At 72.2% G+C, this 14361-nt stretch carries 14 protein-coding genes; 6 read left to right on the top strand and 8 right to left on the bottom strand.

Going from position 1 to position 14361, the window contains the following annotated elements; translation table 11 throughout:
* Positions 1–166: 166 nt before the first annotated feature.
* From ACIQU4_RS20145 to ACIQU4_RS20135, 3 genes are all read left to right on the top strand, one after another.
* Positions 167–2698 (top strand): discoidin domain-containing protein, encoded by a 2532-nt coding sequence (locus tag ACIQU4_RS20145; protein ID WP_403732262.1) that lies wholly within the window; start codon positions 167–169, stop codon positions 2696–2698.
* A 125-nt stretch (positions 2699–2823) separates the two neighbouring features.
* Positions 2824–3468, top strand: coding sequence for a serine/threonine-protein kinase (locus ACIQU4_RS20140; protein ID WP_403732260.1), 645 nt, complete (start codon positions 2824–2826; stop codon positions 3466–3468).
* The gene (locus ACIQU4_RS20135) at positions 3390–3722 is read left to right on the top strand and encodes a hypothetical protein (RefSeq protein ID WP_403732258.1); all 333 of its coding nucleotides are present in this window, start codon (positions 3390–3392) and stop codon (positions 3720–3722) included. The genes ACIQU4_RS20140 and ACIQU4_RS20135 overlap by 79 nt, the downstream gene beginning before the upstream one ends.
* A gap of 302 nt (positions 3723–4024) precedes the next feature.
* On the opposite strand, the gene ACIQU4_RS20130 is transcribed toward ACIQU4_RS20135, so the two are convergent.
* Positions 4025–4174: a hypothetical protein gene (locus ACIQU4_RS20130; RefSeq protein WP_403732255.1), complete on the bottom strand. Its 150-nt coding sequence runs from the start codon at positions 4172–4174 to the stop codon at positions 4025–4027.
* Between the two features lie 10 nt (positions 4175–4184).
* Between ACIQU4_RS20130 and ACIQU4_RS20125 the strand changes: the two genes are divergently transcribed.
* Positions 4185–4805, top strand: a complete 621-nt coding sequence (locus tag ACIQU4_RS20125; protein WP_403732253.1) for a GNAT family N-acetyltransferase — start codon at positions 4185–4187, stop codon at positions 4803–4805.
* A gap of 272 nt (positions 4806–5077) precedes the next feature.
* Complete coding sequence (locus ACIQU4_RS20120) at positions 5078–6178, top strand: substrate-binding domain-containing protein (protein ID WP_403732250.1); 1101 nt, start codon at positions 5078–5080, stop codon at positions 6176–6178.
* A gap of 22 nt (positions 6179–6200) precedes the next feature.
* Here ACIQU4_RS20120 and ACIQU4_RS20115 read toward each other — a convergent pair whose 3' ends face one another.
* The 6 genes from ACIQU4_RS20115 to ACIQU4_RS20090 are packed head-to-tail and all read right to left on the bottom strand — an operon-like array spanning position 6201 to position 12616.
* Positions 6201–7670: a sensor histidine kinase gene (locus ACIQU4_RS20115; RefSeq protein WP_403732247.1), complete on the bottom strand. Its 1470-nt coding sequence runs from the start codon at positions 7668–7670 to the stop codon at positions 6201–6203.
* 1 nt (position 7671) lies between these two features.
* A complete protein-coding gene (locus ACIQU4_RS20110) occupies positions 7672–8397 on the bottom strand; it encodes a response regulator transcription factor (RefSeq protein WP_403732244.1) in 726 nt (241 codons plus the stop codon).
* A gap of 19 nt (positions 8398–8416) precedes the next feature.
* A complete protein-coding gene (locus ACIQU4_RS20105) occupies positions 8417–9250 on the bottom strand; it encodes a hypothetical protein (RefSeq protein ID WP_403732242.1) in 834 nt (277 codons plus the stop codon).
* A 32-nt stretch (positions 9251–9282) separates the two neighbouring features.
* Positions 9283–10506: an ABC transporter permease gene (locus ACIQU4_RS20100; protein ID WP_403732239.1), complete on the bottom strand. Its 1224-nt coding sequence runs from the start codon at positions 10504–10506 to the stop codon at positions 9283–9285.
* The gene (locus ACIQU4_RS20095; RefSeq protein WP_403732236.1) at positions 10503–11288 is read right to left on the bottom strand and encodes an ABC transporter ATP-binding protein; all 786 of its coding nucleotides are present in this window, start codon (positions 11286–11288) and stop codon (positions 10503–10505) included. Before ACIQU4_RS20095 ends, ACIQU4_RS20100 begins: the two co-directional genes overlap by 4 nt.
* Positions 11285–12616, bottom strand: a complete 1332-nt coding sequence (locus ACIQU4_RS20090) for an efflux RND transporter periplasmic adaptor subunit (RefSeq protein ID WP_403732234.1) — start codon at positions 12614–12616, stop codon at positions 11285–11287. Before ACIQU4_RS20090 ends, ACIQU4_RS20095 begins: the two co-directional genes overlap by 4 nt.
* A 266-nt stretch (positions 12617–12882) precedes the next feature.
* Here ACIQU4_RS20090 and ACIQU4_RS20085 point away from each other — a divergent pair, with 266 nt between their 5' ends.
* Positions 12883–13491, top strand: a complete 609-nt coding sequence (locus ACIQU4_RS20085; protein ID WP_403732232.1) for a hypothetical protein — start codon at positions 12883–12885, stop codon at positions 13489–13491.
* Between the two features lie 112 nt (positions 13492–13603).
* Here ACIQU4_RS20085 and ACIQU4_RS20080 read toward each other — a convergent pair whose 3' ends face one another.
* Positions 13604–14089 (bottom strand): lamin tail domain-containing protein, encoded by a 486-nt coding sequence (locus tag ACIQU4_RS20080; protein ID WP_403732230.1) that lies wholly within the window; start codon positions 14087–14089, stop codon positions 13604–13606.
* Positions 14090–14361: the final 272 nt, after the last annotated feature.

Below are 14361 nucleotides of genomic sequence, written 5' to 3'. Positions count from 1 at the left end.
TGGAGAAGGGGTGGCGCGGAGGGTCGCCGCGTATGCGGCTTCGCGCCAACTCTCCCTATTTTGCGGTGAGTTATCACCCTTCTGGCCTATGTTCTGTGGGGTATGCGCCAGTTCACCCCAGGAGGTCAGATTGCAGCACAGGCGACGCTTCCTCGCCTTTTCCCGCGTGTTACGCCGCTCCCACCTGCTCATCGCCTTCGGCCTCGGATCGCTGCTGATCGGTCTGATGCCGTGGCTCGGGGTCGGCGGTCCGGCGGCGGCCGGGCGGGGGCCCGGGCCGCGGCCCGCGCCCGTACCGTTCGACCAGCAGACCGCGCAGCAGTCACCGCACCACGGCATCGCGCCCGCGAACGCCATGGAACCCACGGCTCCGGTGCTCGACCGGACCGGCTGGACGGCAACCGCCGGTGACGAGGAGACCAGCGGCGAGAACGGCCGTGCGGCCAACGTGCTCGACGGCAACACCGGCACCATCTGGCACAGCAAGTGGGCGGGCACCCCCGCCCCCCTGCCCCATGCCATCACCATCGACATGCACCGCACCGCCGTCGTCTCCGCACTCGTCTACCTCCCCCGCGCAGACGGAGCCAACGGCCGCGTCGGCGAGTACAGCATCAGCGTCAGCACGGACGGACAGAACTGGGCGGCGGCGAGCCCCGTCGCCACGGGCACGCTCGCGGACGACGGCAGCGCCAAGACGCTCGGGTTCGCCCCGCAAGGGGCCCGGTTCGTACGGCTGACCGCGCTCACCGAGGCCGGCGGCCGCGGCCCCTGGACCTCCGCCGCCGAGATCAACCTGCTCGGCGACCCCGGCACGCCCGCCGCCACCGTCGACCTCCCCCGCACCGGCTGGACGGCCACGGCGAGTGACGAGGAGACCGGCGGCGAGGACGGCCGTGCGGCCAACGTGCTCGACGGCAACGCAGGCACCATCTGGCACAGCAAGTGGTCGGCCACCCCCGCCCCCCTGCCGCACAGCATCACCATCGACATGCACCGCACGACGGCCGTCTCCGCCCTCGTCTACCATCCCCGTCCGGACTGGGCCAACGGCCGGGCCGGCGCCTACACCATCACCACCAGCACCGACGGCACGGCCTTCGGCACGCCGGTCGCCGCCGGCACCTGGCGCGACGACGACACCGTCAAGACCGCCACCTTCATCCGTACCGAGACGGCGCGCTACATACGGCTGACCGTGACCACCGAGGCCGGCGCCCGCGGCCCGTGGACCTCGGCCGGGGAGATACGCCTCAGCGGACCGGCCGGCCCGGCCGTCCACGGCTCCTGGGACCGGATCACCGGCTTCCCCCTGGTACCCGTCGCCACCGCCGCCCTGCCCGGCGACAAGCTGCTCGCCTGGTCCGCGTACGCGGCCGACCGCTTCGGCGGCAGCAACGGCTACACCCAGACCGCGATCCTGGACCTCAAGACGGGTAAGGTCACGCAGCGCCGCATCGACAACACCGGCCACGACATGTTCTGTCCCGGCATAGCGATGCTGGCCGACGGCCGCGTGCTCGTCACCGGCGGGAGCAACGCCGAGAAGGCGAGCATCTACGACCCGGCCACCGACGACTGGTCCGCCACCACCAGTATGAACATCGCCCGCGGCTACCAGGCCATGACCCTGCTCTCCACCGGCGAGGCCTTCGTCCTGGGCGGCTCCTGGAGCGGAACCGTGAACACCGACAAGGCCGGTGAGGCCTGGTCTCCGGACACCCGTACGTGGCGAAAGCTCCCCGGGGTCTCGGCCGTCCCGGCGCTGACCGCCGACCCGGCCGGACCCTACCGGGCCGACAACCACATGTGGCTGTACGCCACTTCGGGCGGCAAGGTACTGCAGCTGGGCCCCAGCAAGCAGATGAACTGGATCTCCACCAGCGGCCAGGGCAGCATCACGGCCGCCGGTACCCGGGCCGACAGCCAGGACGCCATGACCGGCAACGCCGTCGCGTACGACATCGGCAAACTGCTCACCCTCGGCGGCTCGCCCGCCTACGAGAAGACCCCGGCCACCCGGCGCGCCTACACCGTGAACGTCTCGGGGGGCCAGGAGGTGCAGGCAGCCCGTACCGGGGACATGGAGCACGCCCGCGCCTTCAGCAACAGCGTCGTCCTGCCCGACGGCAAGGTGGCCGTCTTCGGCGGACAGGCCTATCCGGTGCCCTTCAGCGACGCGACGTCGGTGCTGGCGCCCGAGCTGTGGGATCCGGCGACCGGCCGCTTCACCCCGCTCGCCACCATGGCCATCCCGCGCAACTACCACAGCGTGGCCAACCTGCTGCCCGACGGGCGGATCTTCTCGGGCGGCGGTGGCCTGTGCGGTGACTGCGCGACCAACCATGCCGACGGAGCCGTCTTCACACCGCCGTACCTGCTGAACTCGGACGGATCGCCGAAGCCGCGTCCCACCATCACGGCAGGCGTACCGTCTCGGGCGGCCCCCGGCGCGTCGCTGACGGTGAGCACCCAGGCCCCGGTGGGGTCCTTCGTCCTGATGCGCGCCGCAGCCGCGACCCACTCCACGGACAACGACCAGCGGCGCGTCCCCCTCGTCTCCAAGGCCACGGGAACCGGCGCGTACACGGTGTCCGTACCGGCCGACACCGGCGTGGTCCTGCCGGGCAACTACATGCTCTTCGCCCTCGATGCCCAAGGCGTCCCGAGCATCGCGAAGTTCATCACCATCTCCTGATCCCGCGAGCGGTGTCCGGCGGCCGCCGGGCCGACCGGACACCGCTCGCGCCTCGGACTCGTCCGATAAGTTGGCCCACCGGGCGGTCCGTTCGCCACGGACCGGCACAACGTTCGTGGGGGACGGTGGAGTCTCTGCGGCCTGGTGACCTGCCGGAGATCGGCGGGTACCGCCTGCTGGCGCGGCTCGGCGAGGGCGGAATGGGCGAGGTGTTCCTGGCCCGGACGCCGTCCGGCCGGCCGCCGGCCCTCAAGACCGTGCACCGGGAGCTGAGCCTGGAGCCGGACTTCGCCGAACGGTTCGCGCGGGAGATACGCACCAACGACCGCGTACGCAGCCCGTGGACGGTCTCGGTGGTGGACCTCAGCCCGCCGGGGATGCTGCCGCAGTGGCTGGCGACGGAGTGCATCGCCGCGCCGTCGCTCGGCGACTGGGTGCGCCAATACGGGCCACTGCCGGAACCGGCCCTGCGGTGCCTGGCCCGGGAGCTGTCGGCCGCGCTGGTCACCGTACGGGCGGCGGGCGTCGTGCACCGCGACATCAAGCCGGCGAACGTGCTGCTCGGTCCCGAGCGGCCCTTCCTCATCGACTTCGGCATCGCCCGAGCCGTACGCGACCCTCGGCATACGCAGACGGGCGCGGTCATCGGTACGCCCGGCTTCCTCGCGCCGGAGCAGGCGATCGGCGAGCCGTGGCGCAGTCGGCGGCCGACGTGTTCTCGCTGGCCGCGGTCCTCGTCTACGCGGCGACCGGCCGCAGTCCCTTCCTGACGGGCGGCGAGGAGCTGTCGCTGCCCGCTCTCCTCCACCGGATCGTGCACGACGAGCCCGTGCTGGAGGGTGTACCGGAACCGCTCCTCGCGTTGGTACGGGAATGCCTGGCCAAGGCCCCGGCCGCGCGGCCGACGGCCGAGGACGTACGGGCACGGCTCGGCGCGGCGGAGGAGGGGACTGGAACGCTGCGGCGCCGCCGGCCCTGGTCGCGGAGGCCGGCCGCCGGGAGGCCGAACTCCGGCGGCTGCTGACCGCATCGCAGCCGCCGGCCGGAGCCCCGCCGGGGACCGGCACCGCGCCGATTCCCCCGCCGCCGCCGTTCGCCCCGGCACCCTCGGCGAGCGGGCCCGGGCGGGGCTCCCGGCGGCCGTCACGCTCGCGATCGTGCTGCCGAACGGCGACGACGGCCGCGGAGGCAGATCTTCCGCTACCTCGCCCTCGCCGTCCACGCCCACGCCGTCGTCCTCCGTGGCGTCGACCGCCGGGTCCTTGCCGGAGTCGTGGGTCGGCACGTGGTCCGGCACCGGGTCCGGTACACCGAACGCGGACGGGATCACCCGGGCGAGGATTCGCGGTCGCGGTCACGCTGAACGCCGGGGCCGCGGGCGACATCGTCGGCAAGCAGGTCAGCAACGCTGAACCCGGCGGCCCCGGCGACGAACCCGACCCCGACCTCGACCCCGACTCCGGCGCTGAAGATCATCAGGTGCAGAATGACCCGTATGTCGATAACAAACACGCCTAAAACGGCGACGATTGACGACGCGTCACTGATCGGCGGCACCCTGGCCCTCGCGTTCGACGACGACCCGATGATGCGCTGGTTCTTCCCGGACGAGGCCGCGCGCGAAGCGGGGCTGGCCCGGTACTTCAGCACGATCTTCACCCGGCAGTACGTGCACCACGGCGTCTGTGAGTACACCAACGCGGCAGCCGCCTTCTGGGTTCCGCCGGGCGCGCAGGACAAGGCCGTTCCCGACGCCGAGACCATCCAGGAGCTCGCGGAGATCCTGGGCGACCGGGCTCCGCTGTTCCGGCAGGCCGTGGAGGCGGCCGCCGGGGAGGGGCCCCAGGAGCCGCACTGGTATCTGGCCGTGGTCGGCGCGGATCCGGCCGCCCAGGGCCGGGGCCACGGAGCCGCCCTCCTCCGCTCGGGCCTCGCCAAGGCCGACGCGGCCGGCCTGCCGGTCTACCTGGAATCCTCCAAGCCGTCCAACCTCCCCTTCTACGAGCACTTCGGCTTCACTGTGCTGGGCGAGGTCCAACTCCCGGGCGGCGGCCCGACCCTCTGGGCGATGCGCCGCGAGCCGGTTCGCCCGCCGGCCGACGCCTGAGGCCTTCATGGCGGGAGGCGCCGACGGCTCGCACGCGGCGCCTCCTCGAAAGGCCGGGCATTTTGCCGCCCTCACCTCTTCATAACTTGAACTCTCGCCGCAGTGTCAATCGTACTGAAAAGGCACGCTAATCGCCGAATTACGTCGATGCGGAGCGTGATGGCAACGTTGCCATCACGTTAACAATTCACTTCTTGACGAGGGTGTCGGCGCCGAGTTGACTGCGTCTACCTCGGCCGCAAGGACACGGCCTGCTCAGGGAGGTTTACGTCGTGAACACGCATCTCGGTCGGGTCGTCGTAGCTGTCACCGCTGCCGCGGTATCCGCCTCGCTCACCGCCTGCGGCAGTACGGAGGGCGCCGGGTCCGGCTCCTCCGCCAAGAGCGAGGCCATCAAGGTCGGCCTCCTCCTCCCGGAGGACCAGACCGCGCGCTACGAGAAGTTCGACAAGCCGCTGATCGAGAAGGAAATAGCCAAATTCACGCGCGGTAAGGGCGAAGTGGTCTACGCCAATGCCAAGCAGGATGCGGCCGCCCAAAACGCCCAGGTCGACGCGATGATCGCCCGTAAGGTGAATGTCCTCATCATCGACGCGGTGGACGCGAAGGCCATTGCCGGCGCGGTCAAGAAGGCCAAGGACGCCAGGATTCCGGTCATCGCCTACGACCGTCTCGCCGAAGGCCCGATCGACGCCTACACCTCCTTCGACAACGAAGACGTGGGCAAGGTCCAGGGCAAGGCCCTGCTGGAGGCGCTCGGCGACAAGGCCAAGGACGGCCAGATCGTCATGATGAACGGCTCGGTCACCGACCCGAACGCCAAGGGCTTCAAGTCCGGTGCGCACTTCGTCCTCGACGGCAAGGTGAACGTCGGCAAGGAGTACGACACCGTCGACTGGAAGCCGGAGAACGCCAACGCCAACATGGCCGCCGCGCTCTCCGCACTCGGCAAGGGCAAGATCATCGGCGTCTACTCCGCCAACGACGGCATGGCGGGCGGCATCATCGCCGCCCTCAAGGCCGCCGGAGTCTCCACCCTTCCCCCGGTCACCGGACAGGACGCCGAACTCGCCGGCGTGCAGCGGATCGTGGCGGGCGAGCAGTACATGACCGTCTACAAGCGCTACGCCCCCGAGGCCGCAGCCGCGGCGGAGATGGCCGTCGCCCTCGCCCAGGGCGAGAAGACCGACGGACTCATCAACCAGATCGTCGACAGCCCGACCACCAAGGGCGTGCCGTCCGTGCTCGTCCCGGGCGTCGCGCTGACCAAGAGCAACGTCAGGTCGACCGTGGTCGAGGACGGCGTCTACACCATCGCCGAGATCTGCACCGACAAGTACAGGGCCGCCTGCGAAGAGATCGGCCTGAAGTAGCCAGAAGCGGCCGTACGGCCGGTCAGTCGCCGGCGGACTCCAGGCGGACGCGGAACAGCGCTCCGCCGCCCGGCGAAGTCTCCAGTTGGAGTCCGCCGCCATGGGCCCGTACGAGCGCCGAGGCGATCGCCAGGCCGAGCCCCGCACCGCCGCCCGCCTGCCGGCTCCGGGACGCGTCCACCCGGTAGAACCTCTCGAAGACCCGGGCCGCCTGCTCCGGCGTGAGGCCCGGACCGGAGTCGGCCACCTCGATCACCTCGGCGCCGTCCGCACTCCCCACCCCGATGCGTACCGGCGAGCCGGCCGGCGTGTGTGCGACGGCGTTGCCGACCAGGTTGGCGATCACCTGGCGCAGCCGCGCCTCGTCGCCGCACACCGGTGCGGGACCGGGCAGGCCGACGCCGCCCGGACCGGTCAGCGTCACCTCGCGCGTCGGGTCCAGTGCCCGGGTGTCGTGCAGGGCGTCCACCGCGAGGGTGCGCAGATCCATCGGGGCCAGCTCCAGCGGACGCTGCTCGTCCATCCGGACCAGGGTCAGCAGGTCCTCCACCAGACCGCTGAGCCGCACCGCCTCGCTCTCGATCCGGGCCATGGTCCGTTTCACGTCCGCCTCGTCGGCGAGCGCGCCCATCCGGTACAGCTCCGCGAAGCCCCGGATACCGGCCAGCGGCGTACGCAGTTCGTGACTGGCATCGGCGACGAAGCGCCGCATCTGCTCCTCCGACGCGGCCCGGACCGCGAACGCCGACTCGATCTGCGCGAGCATGCCGTTGAGCGCGCTGGTCAGCCGCCCGGTCTCGGTACGCGGCGAGGCGTCCGGCATCCGGTGCGAGAACGGGCGCCCGGCCGAGATCTCCGCCGCGGTCTCCTCGATCCGCCGCAGCGGGCGCAGCCCGGCCCGTACCGCGAACCAGCCGGCAGCGGCGAGCAGCAGCGACACCGCGACGCCGATGAGCTCGAAGGCGGTGGCCAGGTGGTCGAGGGTGGAGGACACGTCGTCCAGCGGGGCCGCGACCACGACTCCGGCGGGCAGCGCCGGATCATCGCTGCCCACGGGCACGATCAGCACCCACCAGGTGCCGTCACCGTGGTCGCTCGGGACCTCGAACGCCCGCCCGAGCCTGGCCCGTAGCTGCGCCCCGTCCATCGCCGGCCACAGCGGGCCCGGATCCCCGGCCGCGACGGGCTCCCGGAACTGGTCGGACACCCTGCCGTCGGTGTCGGCGAACGCCACCACGTACTGGCTCGGCAGCCAGGCCCGCCCGGGCCCGCCGCCCGCCCGTCCGAGGTGCGGCTGCGGGGTGCCCTCGGCCCGGACCCGGTACGCCACCGAGTTCCCGTACCGTTCGAGCTGCTGGTCCACCCGCCCCACCAGCTGCGCGCGCACCGAACCGAGGACGACGGTGTCGCTGACGGTCAGCCCGAGCGCGACCAGCGCGATCGAGAGCAGCACGAGCCGCGAGCGCAGCGAGAGGGGAAAACGCCTCGCCATGTCAGGTCTGCGGGCGGCGCAGGACGTACCCGATGCCGCGCACGGTGTGGATGAGTTTGACGGCGCCGTCCGCGCCCGAGTCCACCTTGCGGCGCACGTACGAGATGTACGACTCGACGATGCTGAGGTCGCCGCCGAAGTCGTACGCCCACACGTGCTCCAGGATCTGCATCTTGGAGACGACGCGATCGGCATGGGTCATCAGGTACGCGAGCAGTTTGAACTCGGTGGGGGAGAGGGAGACGGGCCGGCCGCCGCGCAGCACCTGGTGGCCCACCGGGTCCAGTTCGAGGTCGCCCGCGACCAGGCGGCCCTCGCCCGTCGGGGCGCCGGTGCGGCGCAGGATCGCGCGGATCCGGGCGATCAGCTCCTCCAGGCTGAACGGCTTGGTGACGTAGTCGTCGCCGCCGGCCGTGAGCCCGCTGATCTTGTCGTCGACGCCGTCCTTCGCGGTGAGGAAGAGTACCGGCAGATGCTCGGCCCCGGACCCGCTGCCGACCGCCTCGCGCAGACGGCGTACGACGGCGAATCCGCTGATGTCGGGCAGCATCACATCCAGCACCACCAGGTCGGGCCGCTCCTTGGCGACCGCCGCCAGGGCGTCGGCGCCGTTCGCCGCCGAGGTGACCCGGAAGCCGACGAAGCGCAGCGAGGCGGACAGCAGCTCCCGGATGTTCGGCTCGTCGTCGACGACGAGCAGGCTCGCCTCGGGCGTGGCCGTGTCCATGGGGTCCTCCCTCTCGTGCTCAGCCCCGTCCGCCGCCTGCGCCTGCGAATCCGCCTGCGCCTGCGAATCCGCCCGCGCCGCCCTGGGCGACGGTCGTCGCGGCGACATCGCCGGCGGAGGTCTGGCTGCCGCGCACGGTGACGGTCTGACCTGGCTGGAGGTCGGACACCTTGCCGCTCTTGGCCTGGGTGATCTGGGTGTTGGTGTCGGTGGTGACTTTGACGACGTTGCCCTGGGCGTCGGTGACGTAGAGGGTGGTGCCGTCGACGAGCTTCACCGTACCGGTGGTCACGCCGGCCCCGGCGCCCGGGCCGCCCGTCGCTCCGCCGAACCCCTGCCGCGGGCCGCTCTGCCCGGACCCGCTCCCGTTCCCGCTCCCGTTCCCGGGTCCGGTTCCGGCGCGGCCCTGTCCGGTGGCTCCCTGTCCCTGGCCGGTGGTCCCGTTGCCTGCCTGGGCGGAGCCCGTACGTCCTTGGCCGCCCGCCCCGGCCGCGAAGTTCCGGCCTCCGGATCCGGCCCCGGGCGCACCCTGGAGGTGGCTCTTCTCGACCAGGGCGCCCCCGGTGAACGCGAGCCCGGCCACCACCCCGCCCGAGAGCAGCAGTGTCAGCCAGGGCAGCCGGGGCCGGGGCGGAGCGGCGAGCTCCGCCGAGATGTCCCTGGTGTCCGGCGGTTCGGAAAGGATCTCCTGGGGATCGCCGCCGGGGCCGTGCGCGACGGGATGTTCCACGATCAGCTCCTCCGGGAAGGGATCCTCCCCGGCCGCTGATGCGGTGAACACCTCGGCGAACGGCGCGTACCGGTCGTCGCCCGCCTCGGGCTGCTTCTCCAGTTCGGTGCGGCGTCGTGCCATGTCAGCTTCTCCCTGTTCCCGCGTGTGCCGGCTCACTCGTGCCGCAGTGCTTCGATGGGCCGCAGGCTCGCGGCCCGGTTGGCCGGGTATCCGCCGAAGAACAGCCCGATCGCCACGGCAATGACGAAGGCGCCGACGACCGACTCCGGTATGACGACCGGCTTGATGCCGACGATGGTGAAGTGCGAGCCGATCAGCCCGGCCGCGACGCCGAGCCCGCCGCCGATCAGCGAGAGCAGCGTCGACTCGGCGAGGAACTGGCCGAGGATGACGCCCCGGGGAGCCCCGATCGCCTTGCGGATGCCGATCTCGCGGGTCCGCTCCGTCACCGTGACCAGCATGATGTTGGTGATCCCGATGCCTCCGACCAGCAGGGAGATCGCGGCGACCGCGCCCAGCAGCACGGTGAACGTCTTGTTCGTCGACGCCTGCGTGGTCAGCAGCGATTCCTGGCTGGACACCCGGAAGTCGAGGGCGGCCGGGTCCTTGATGCCGTGCCGCCCCATCAGGACGGCGGTGATCTCGCTCTGCGCCCCGGCCGTCGCCTGCGCGGACGTGGCCTCGACGAGGATCTGGCTGACCGAGCCGAAGCCGGTGAAGGCGTTCTGCACGGTGGGCAGCGGCGCGACCACCACGTCGTCCGGGTCCTGGAACCCGGTGCCGCCCTTGGCGGCGAGCACGCCGACGACGGTGAACGGCGTGCCGCCGAGCACCATCTTCCGGCCGACCGGGTCGGCCGTGCCGAACAGGTCGGCGGCGGTCGTCGAGCCGATGACGGCGACCTTGCGGGACGCCAGGACGTCGTCGCCGCTGAAGTAGTCGCCCTTGGCCACCTTGCTGTTGGAGGCCTTGAAGTACGCCGGGTACGTGCCGACGACCTGGCCGACCGTGTGCGAGGTGCCCTCGTACAGGGCGGTCTGCGAGGTGGTGACCTCGGGCGCCACCGACTCGACGTGCGGCGCCGCCGAGGGGTCGGCGAGCGCCCGCGCGTCCTCCACGGTCAGCGGCTTCGTGCCGCTTGCGGTGGCGGAGCCGGAGCGCGAGCCGCCGAATCCGCTGCCGGAGGAGACCGTCAGGGCGTTGGTGCCGAGCTTCTCGATGGAGTCCTTCACCGCCTGCGAGGAGCCGTTGCCGACGGCAAGGAGCAGGATCACCGCCGCGACGCCGATCAGCACGCCCAGCATCGTCAGCGCGGAGCGCACCTTGTTCGCCGCGAGGCCGCCGAAGGCGAAGCGCAGCGTCTGGAACGGGTTCACCGCAGGCCTCCGGCCACAGCGCGCGCGGGCTCGGACATCGCGGGAGGGGGACCGCCGACGGGCGCCTGCCGGACGTCCTCGACGATCTGCCCGTCCACCAGGCGCAGCACCCGTTTGGCGTGCCGGGCCACTTCGTCCTCGTGGGTGATCAGGACGACGGTACGGCCCGACGCGTTGAGCCCGTCCACGAGGGCCAGGACCTCCTCGGTGCTGTGGCTGTCCAGATTTCCGGTCGGTTCGTCGGCGAGCAGCATCGCGGGCGCGGTGACGAGCGCGCGGGCCACGGCCACGCGCTGCTGCTGGCCGCCGGAGAGCTCGTTGGGGCGGTGGTCCAGGCGGTCGGCCAGACCCACCAGGGTGAGTGCCGCCACCGCGCGCCGGCGCCGCTCGGCGGCCTTCACCCCGGCGTACGCCAGCGGCAGTTCCACCTGGGCGACGGCGCTCGTGCGGGGCACCAGGTTGAAGGACTGGAACACGAAGCCGATCTTGCGGTTGCGGACCAGCGAGAGCTGGTGCTCGTCCAGGCCGCCCACATCGATCCCGTCGAGGAGGTAGCGGCCCGACGTGGGGACGTCCAGGCAGCCGAGGATGTTCATCAGCGTCGACTTGCCCGAACCCGAGCTGCCCATGACGGCGACGAAGTCACCCTGCTCCACGAGGAGTTCGACACCGGGCTGGCGGCCCGTGGCGGGATCGCGCGGCCCGCCGAGCGCGCGTACGGCGGCATCGCCGTGCCCGTACGTCTTGAGCAGCGCGCGCACCTCGATCACCGGCGGCGTCATCCGCGCCCACCCCCGCCCCCGCCGGTGCGGATGCCGCCCGCGCCGGTCCCGCGATTACGGGTCGCGCCCGATCCGGCGCCACCGGGGAACGCGCCGCCCGGGAAGCCTCCGCTGCCCGTCGAGGACACCGCGGCCAGCTGCACCTGCTCGCCCTCCGTCAGCCCGCTGAGGATCTGGTCGGTGCTGTCGCCTTCGAGGCCGACGGTGACCGGAGTCCGTACGGCGGTGCCGTCCCCCTTGACGACGGTGACGGTACGGTTCGCACCGGTCCCCGACACGGCGGCGGTCGGAACCGAGAGGGCGCCGGACGCCTCGCCGACGACGACCTGGATGCTGGCGCTGAGGCCGCTGCGCAGATCGTCGGTGGGGCTCGTGATCGTGAGGGTGGCCGCGTACTGCACGGCGCTCCCGCCGCCCGAGTTGCCGCCGCCGGAGGAGGAACCGCTGCCGGTGGGCAGGGAACTGACCGACAGGACCTGCGCGTTGAGGACCTTGCCCGTCATCGCGTTGAGCGTGACCGTGGCCGGCTGGCCCGGCTTCAGCTTGAGGGTGTCGGCCTCCGAGAAGTTCGCCGTCACCTGCATGCCGGACGGGTTGGTGAGGACCACGAACCCGGAGAGGGAGGCCGGGGAAGCGGCGCTGGAGGAGGCGGAGTTGGCGCCGGAGCCGCCATTGCCGCCCCCCGCGGCGCCGCTGCCGTTCGTACCGGACACCGTGTCGCCCGCCTTCGCCGAGACGGACGCGACCGTCCCGGCGGCCGGTGCCTTCAGTACGGTCCCGTCGACGGCGCGCTGCGCGGCGTCCACGGCGTTCTGCGCCTGCGTGAGCTGGGCGCGGGCCTGGGCCACCTGCGCCGGGTCCACGGTCGGCGTCGGCGCCGGGGTCGGCGCGGAACCGCCCCGCGAGGACGAGGCGCCACTGCCCGACGCCGAACTGACCTGTCCCGCCTCGGCCTTGGTGACGTTCGCCCGGGCCGCTGTCAGCGCGGCCCGGGCCTGGGCGAGCGTCTCCGTCGCGGCGGTCGCGTCGACCTTCCCGAGCAGCTGTCCCTTGGTGACCTTGTCTCCCGGCTTGACGTCGACCTCGGTGAGCCGCCCGCCGGTGGTGAAGTTCACCCCGGCGTCGCTCGGCGAGCTCAGTGACCCCGAGCCGGAAACGGTCGCGAGGACGGTGCCCTTGGTGACCGCGATGGTCCGCGCGCCGCCGCGCGCCGGACCGTCACTGCCACTGGTCACCGCCGCATACGCGCCGCCGGCGCCCGCGAGGACCGCCACCGAGAGCACCGAGTTGATCAGGACGGCCCTGCGCCGCCGTGGGAGCACCTTCATGGGGCGGGATCCTGGCCGCCCGCACTTTGGAGGGTCTGGGAGCTTCCTGGGAGTTCCCTGGGAACGCCACGCCCGGCGGAAGTGGGCATAGCCCCCTATCCGGTGCGTACGGTGCGGACTCCGTCCACCCCCGGAGCGAAGGGGCCCGCGCACTGTCAGGAAACTCCCAGCGGACGCCCCGGTTGCCCCTATCTCCGTGCGGTTCAGTCGCGGTCGCCGATGCGCCCATGCCGTCGGCGGCCCGACGCCCCGAGGAGACGACGGACATGCCCTGGACCACGCCCCGGCCGACTGCCGCGCTGTCCGCCGTGGCCCTTGCGGCGTGCGGGCTGCTGCTCGCGGGCTGCTCCTCCGGCGCGGGCGCCGCGAGTACGGCGGCCTCCGCCTCCGCCTCGGCGCCGCCGTCACCGGACGCCAAGGCCATGGACGCCTACCGCCAGTGCCTGGCTCAGCACGGGGTCACGATGTCTCCGCGCCCGACCGGCACGCGAGGGCCCGGTGCCGGTGCCGGTGGGTGGGGCGGTGCGTCAGGAGGCCCCGGCCGCCGGGCGTCGGCCGACCCGCAGCGCAACGAGGCAACCCAGGCATGCGCGGATCTGCGCCCGCAGTTCAACGGGCGCGGCGGCGGCCCCGGCGGCGGCGACAGCAGCGCCATGAAGGCGTTCACCAGCTGCCTCAAGGACCACGGCGTGGCGCTGCCGTCGGCCACCCCGAACGCGCCGGGAACGAGGGGCTTCCCCACCTCCGACCCGCAGTCGGCGCAGGCCTTCGAAACCTGCAGGGCCCTGCTGCCGCAGCGCGGCCAGAACACCCCGCAGCGCGGCCAGAACACCCCGGAGCCGGGCGTGAGCCCGTCGGCCTCCGCACAGACCTGAGCGGCGTGCCGCGGCCGGATGGCCGTGACACGCCGCTCGCGGCGGGGGCCGGCGGTTCACACGCTCTTCGGTGTGGCGGCCGGCCCGGTCACCCCGTCAGGCGCGGGATCGATCAGCCGTTGCGGTGGTGCCGGCGGCCGTCCCAGGAGTCGGAGTCGAGGACGTTGCCGCGGTTGTCGCGGAGCGTGGCGCTGTCGCGCTCGTCCCACACCTGGTGGTGGCGGTCCTGGTAGACGTCGTGGCGGGTGTCGCGGCCCTGGCCGGTGTGGACCTTGACGCCGGAACGGCCGTCCAGCCGGAAGTCCTTGAACTGGTAGCGGTTGCCCTGCCGGTCCGTGAGGGTGAAGCCGCGCAGGTTGACGGCGTGGCGGCCGGTGTTCTTCACCTCGACCCATTCCCCGTTCAGGGCGCGGGCGGAGCGGTCGTTGCGACCGGGGCTGTCGTACTGGACGTCGCCGATGACGATCGAGGACTGCGCGCCCCGGTGGTCGCGCCCGTGGTTGTCGGCGGCGGCCGCCGGCAGGACGGCGGCGCCGACCAGGGCGCCTGCGGCCAGGAACGCGGAGAGGACCCGGCGGGTGGCGAGAGAAGCAGACATGAAGATGACCCCTTCAACAGACAGCGGCCCTCCCCGGCCGTGAAGGCGGGTGGGCTCCGAACAGTTCCCGGCGTCCTGCCGAGGAGGCACACTCTGGCCCCCAACCACCACCAAACGCCACCAACACGGGTCGTGTTGCCCAATGCAGACATACCCGTGACTCTTGCTTGTATCGGGCATGTGTCAAGGCCGTGATGACGCGCACTGCGGGAGCGCGCGAAGCAGGCCGTGGGAGGCACGGAGACGGAGCCTTCCCTCGTGTACGCCCGCCG

This window comes from Streptomyces sp. NPDC090741 (genome assembly GCF_044769045.1).
GTDB lineage: Bacteria > Actinomycetota > Actinomycetes > Streptomycetales > Streptomycetaceae > Streptomyces.
This window is presented reverse-complemented; position numbering and strand designations above follow the sequence as displayed.

Bases quoted from the DNA above. Each gene is read 5' to 3' on its own strand.
- ACIQU4_RS20125 (WP_403732253.1), top strand. From the start codon at position 4,185: ATGACCCGTATGTCGATAACAAACACGCCTAAAACGGCGACGATTGAC.
- ACIQU4_RS20110 (WP_403732244.1), bottom strand. From the start codon at position 8,397: ATGGACACGGCCACGCCCGAGGCGAGCCTGCTCGTCGTCGACGACGAG.
- ACIQU4_RS20090 (WP_403732234.1), bottom strand. From the start codon at position 12,616: ATGAAGGTGCTCCCACGGCGGCGCAGGGCCGTCCTGATCAACTCGGTG.
- ACIQU4_RS20115 (WP_403732247.1), bottom strand. From the start codon at position 7,670: ATGGCGAGGCGTTTTCCCCTCTCGCTGCGCTCGCGGCTCGTGCTGCTC.
- ACIQU4_RS20085 (WP_403732232.1), top strand. From the start codon at position 12,883: ATGCCCTGGACCACGCCCCGGCCGACTGCCGCGCTGTCCGCCGTGGCC.
- ACIQU4_RS20105 (WP_403732242.1), bottom strand. From the start codon at position 9,250: ATGGCACGACGCCGCACCGAACTGGAGAAGCAGCCCGAGGCGGGCGAC.
- ACIQU4_RS20080 (WP_403732230.1), bottom strand. From the start codon at position 14,089: ATGTCTGCTTCTCTCGCCACCCGCCGGGTCCTCTCCGCGTTCCTGGCC.
- ACIQU4_RS20095 (WP_403732236.1), bottom strand. From the start codon at position 11,288: ATGACGCCGCCGGTGATCGAGGTGCGCGCGCTGCTCAAGACGTACGGG.
- ACIQU4_RS20130 (WP_403732255.1), bottom strand. From the start codon at position 4,174: ATGATCTTCAGCGCCGGAGTCGGGGTCGAGGTCGGGGTCGGGTTCGTC.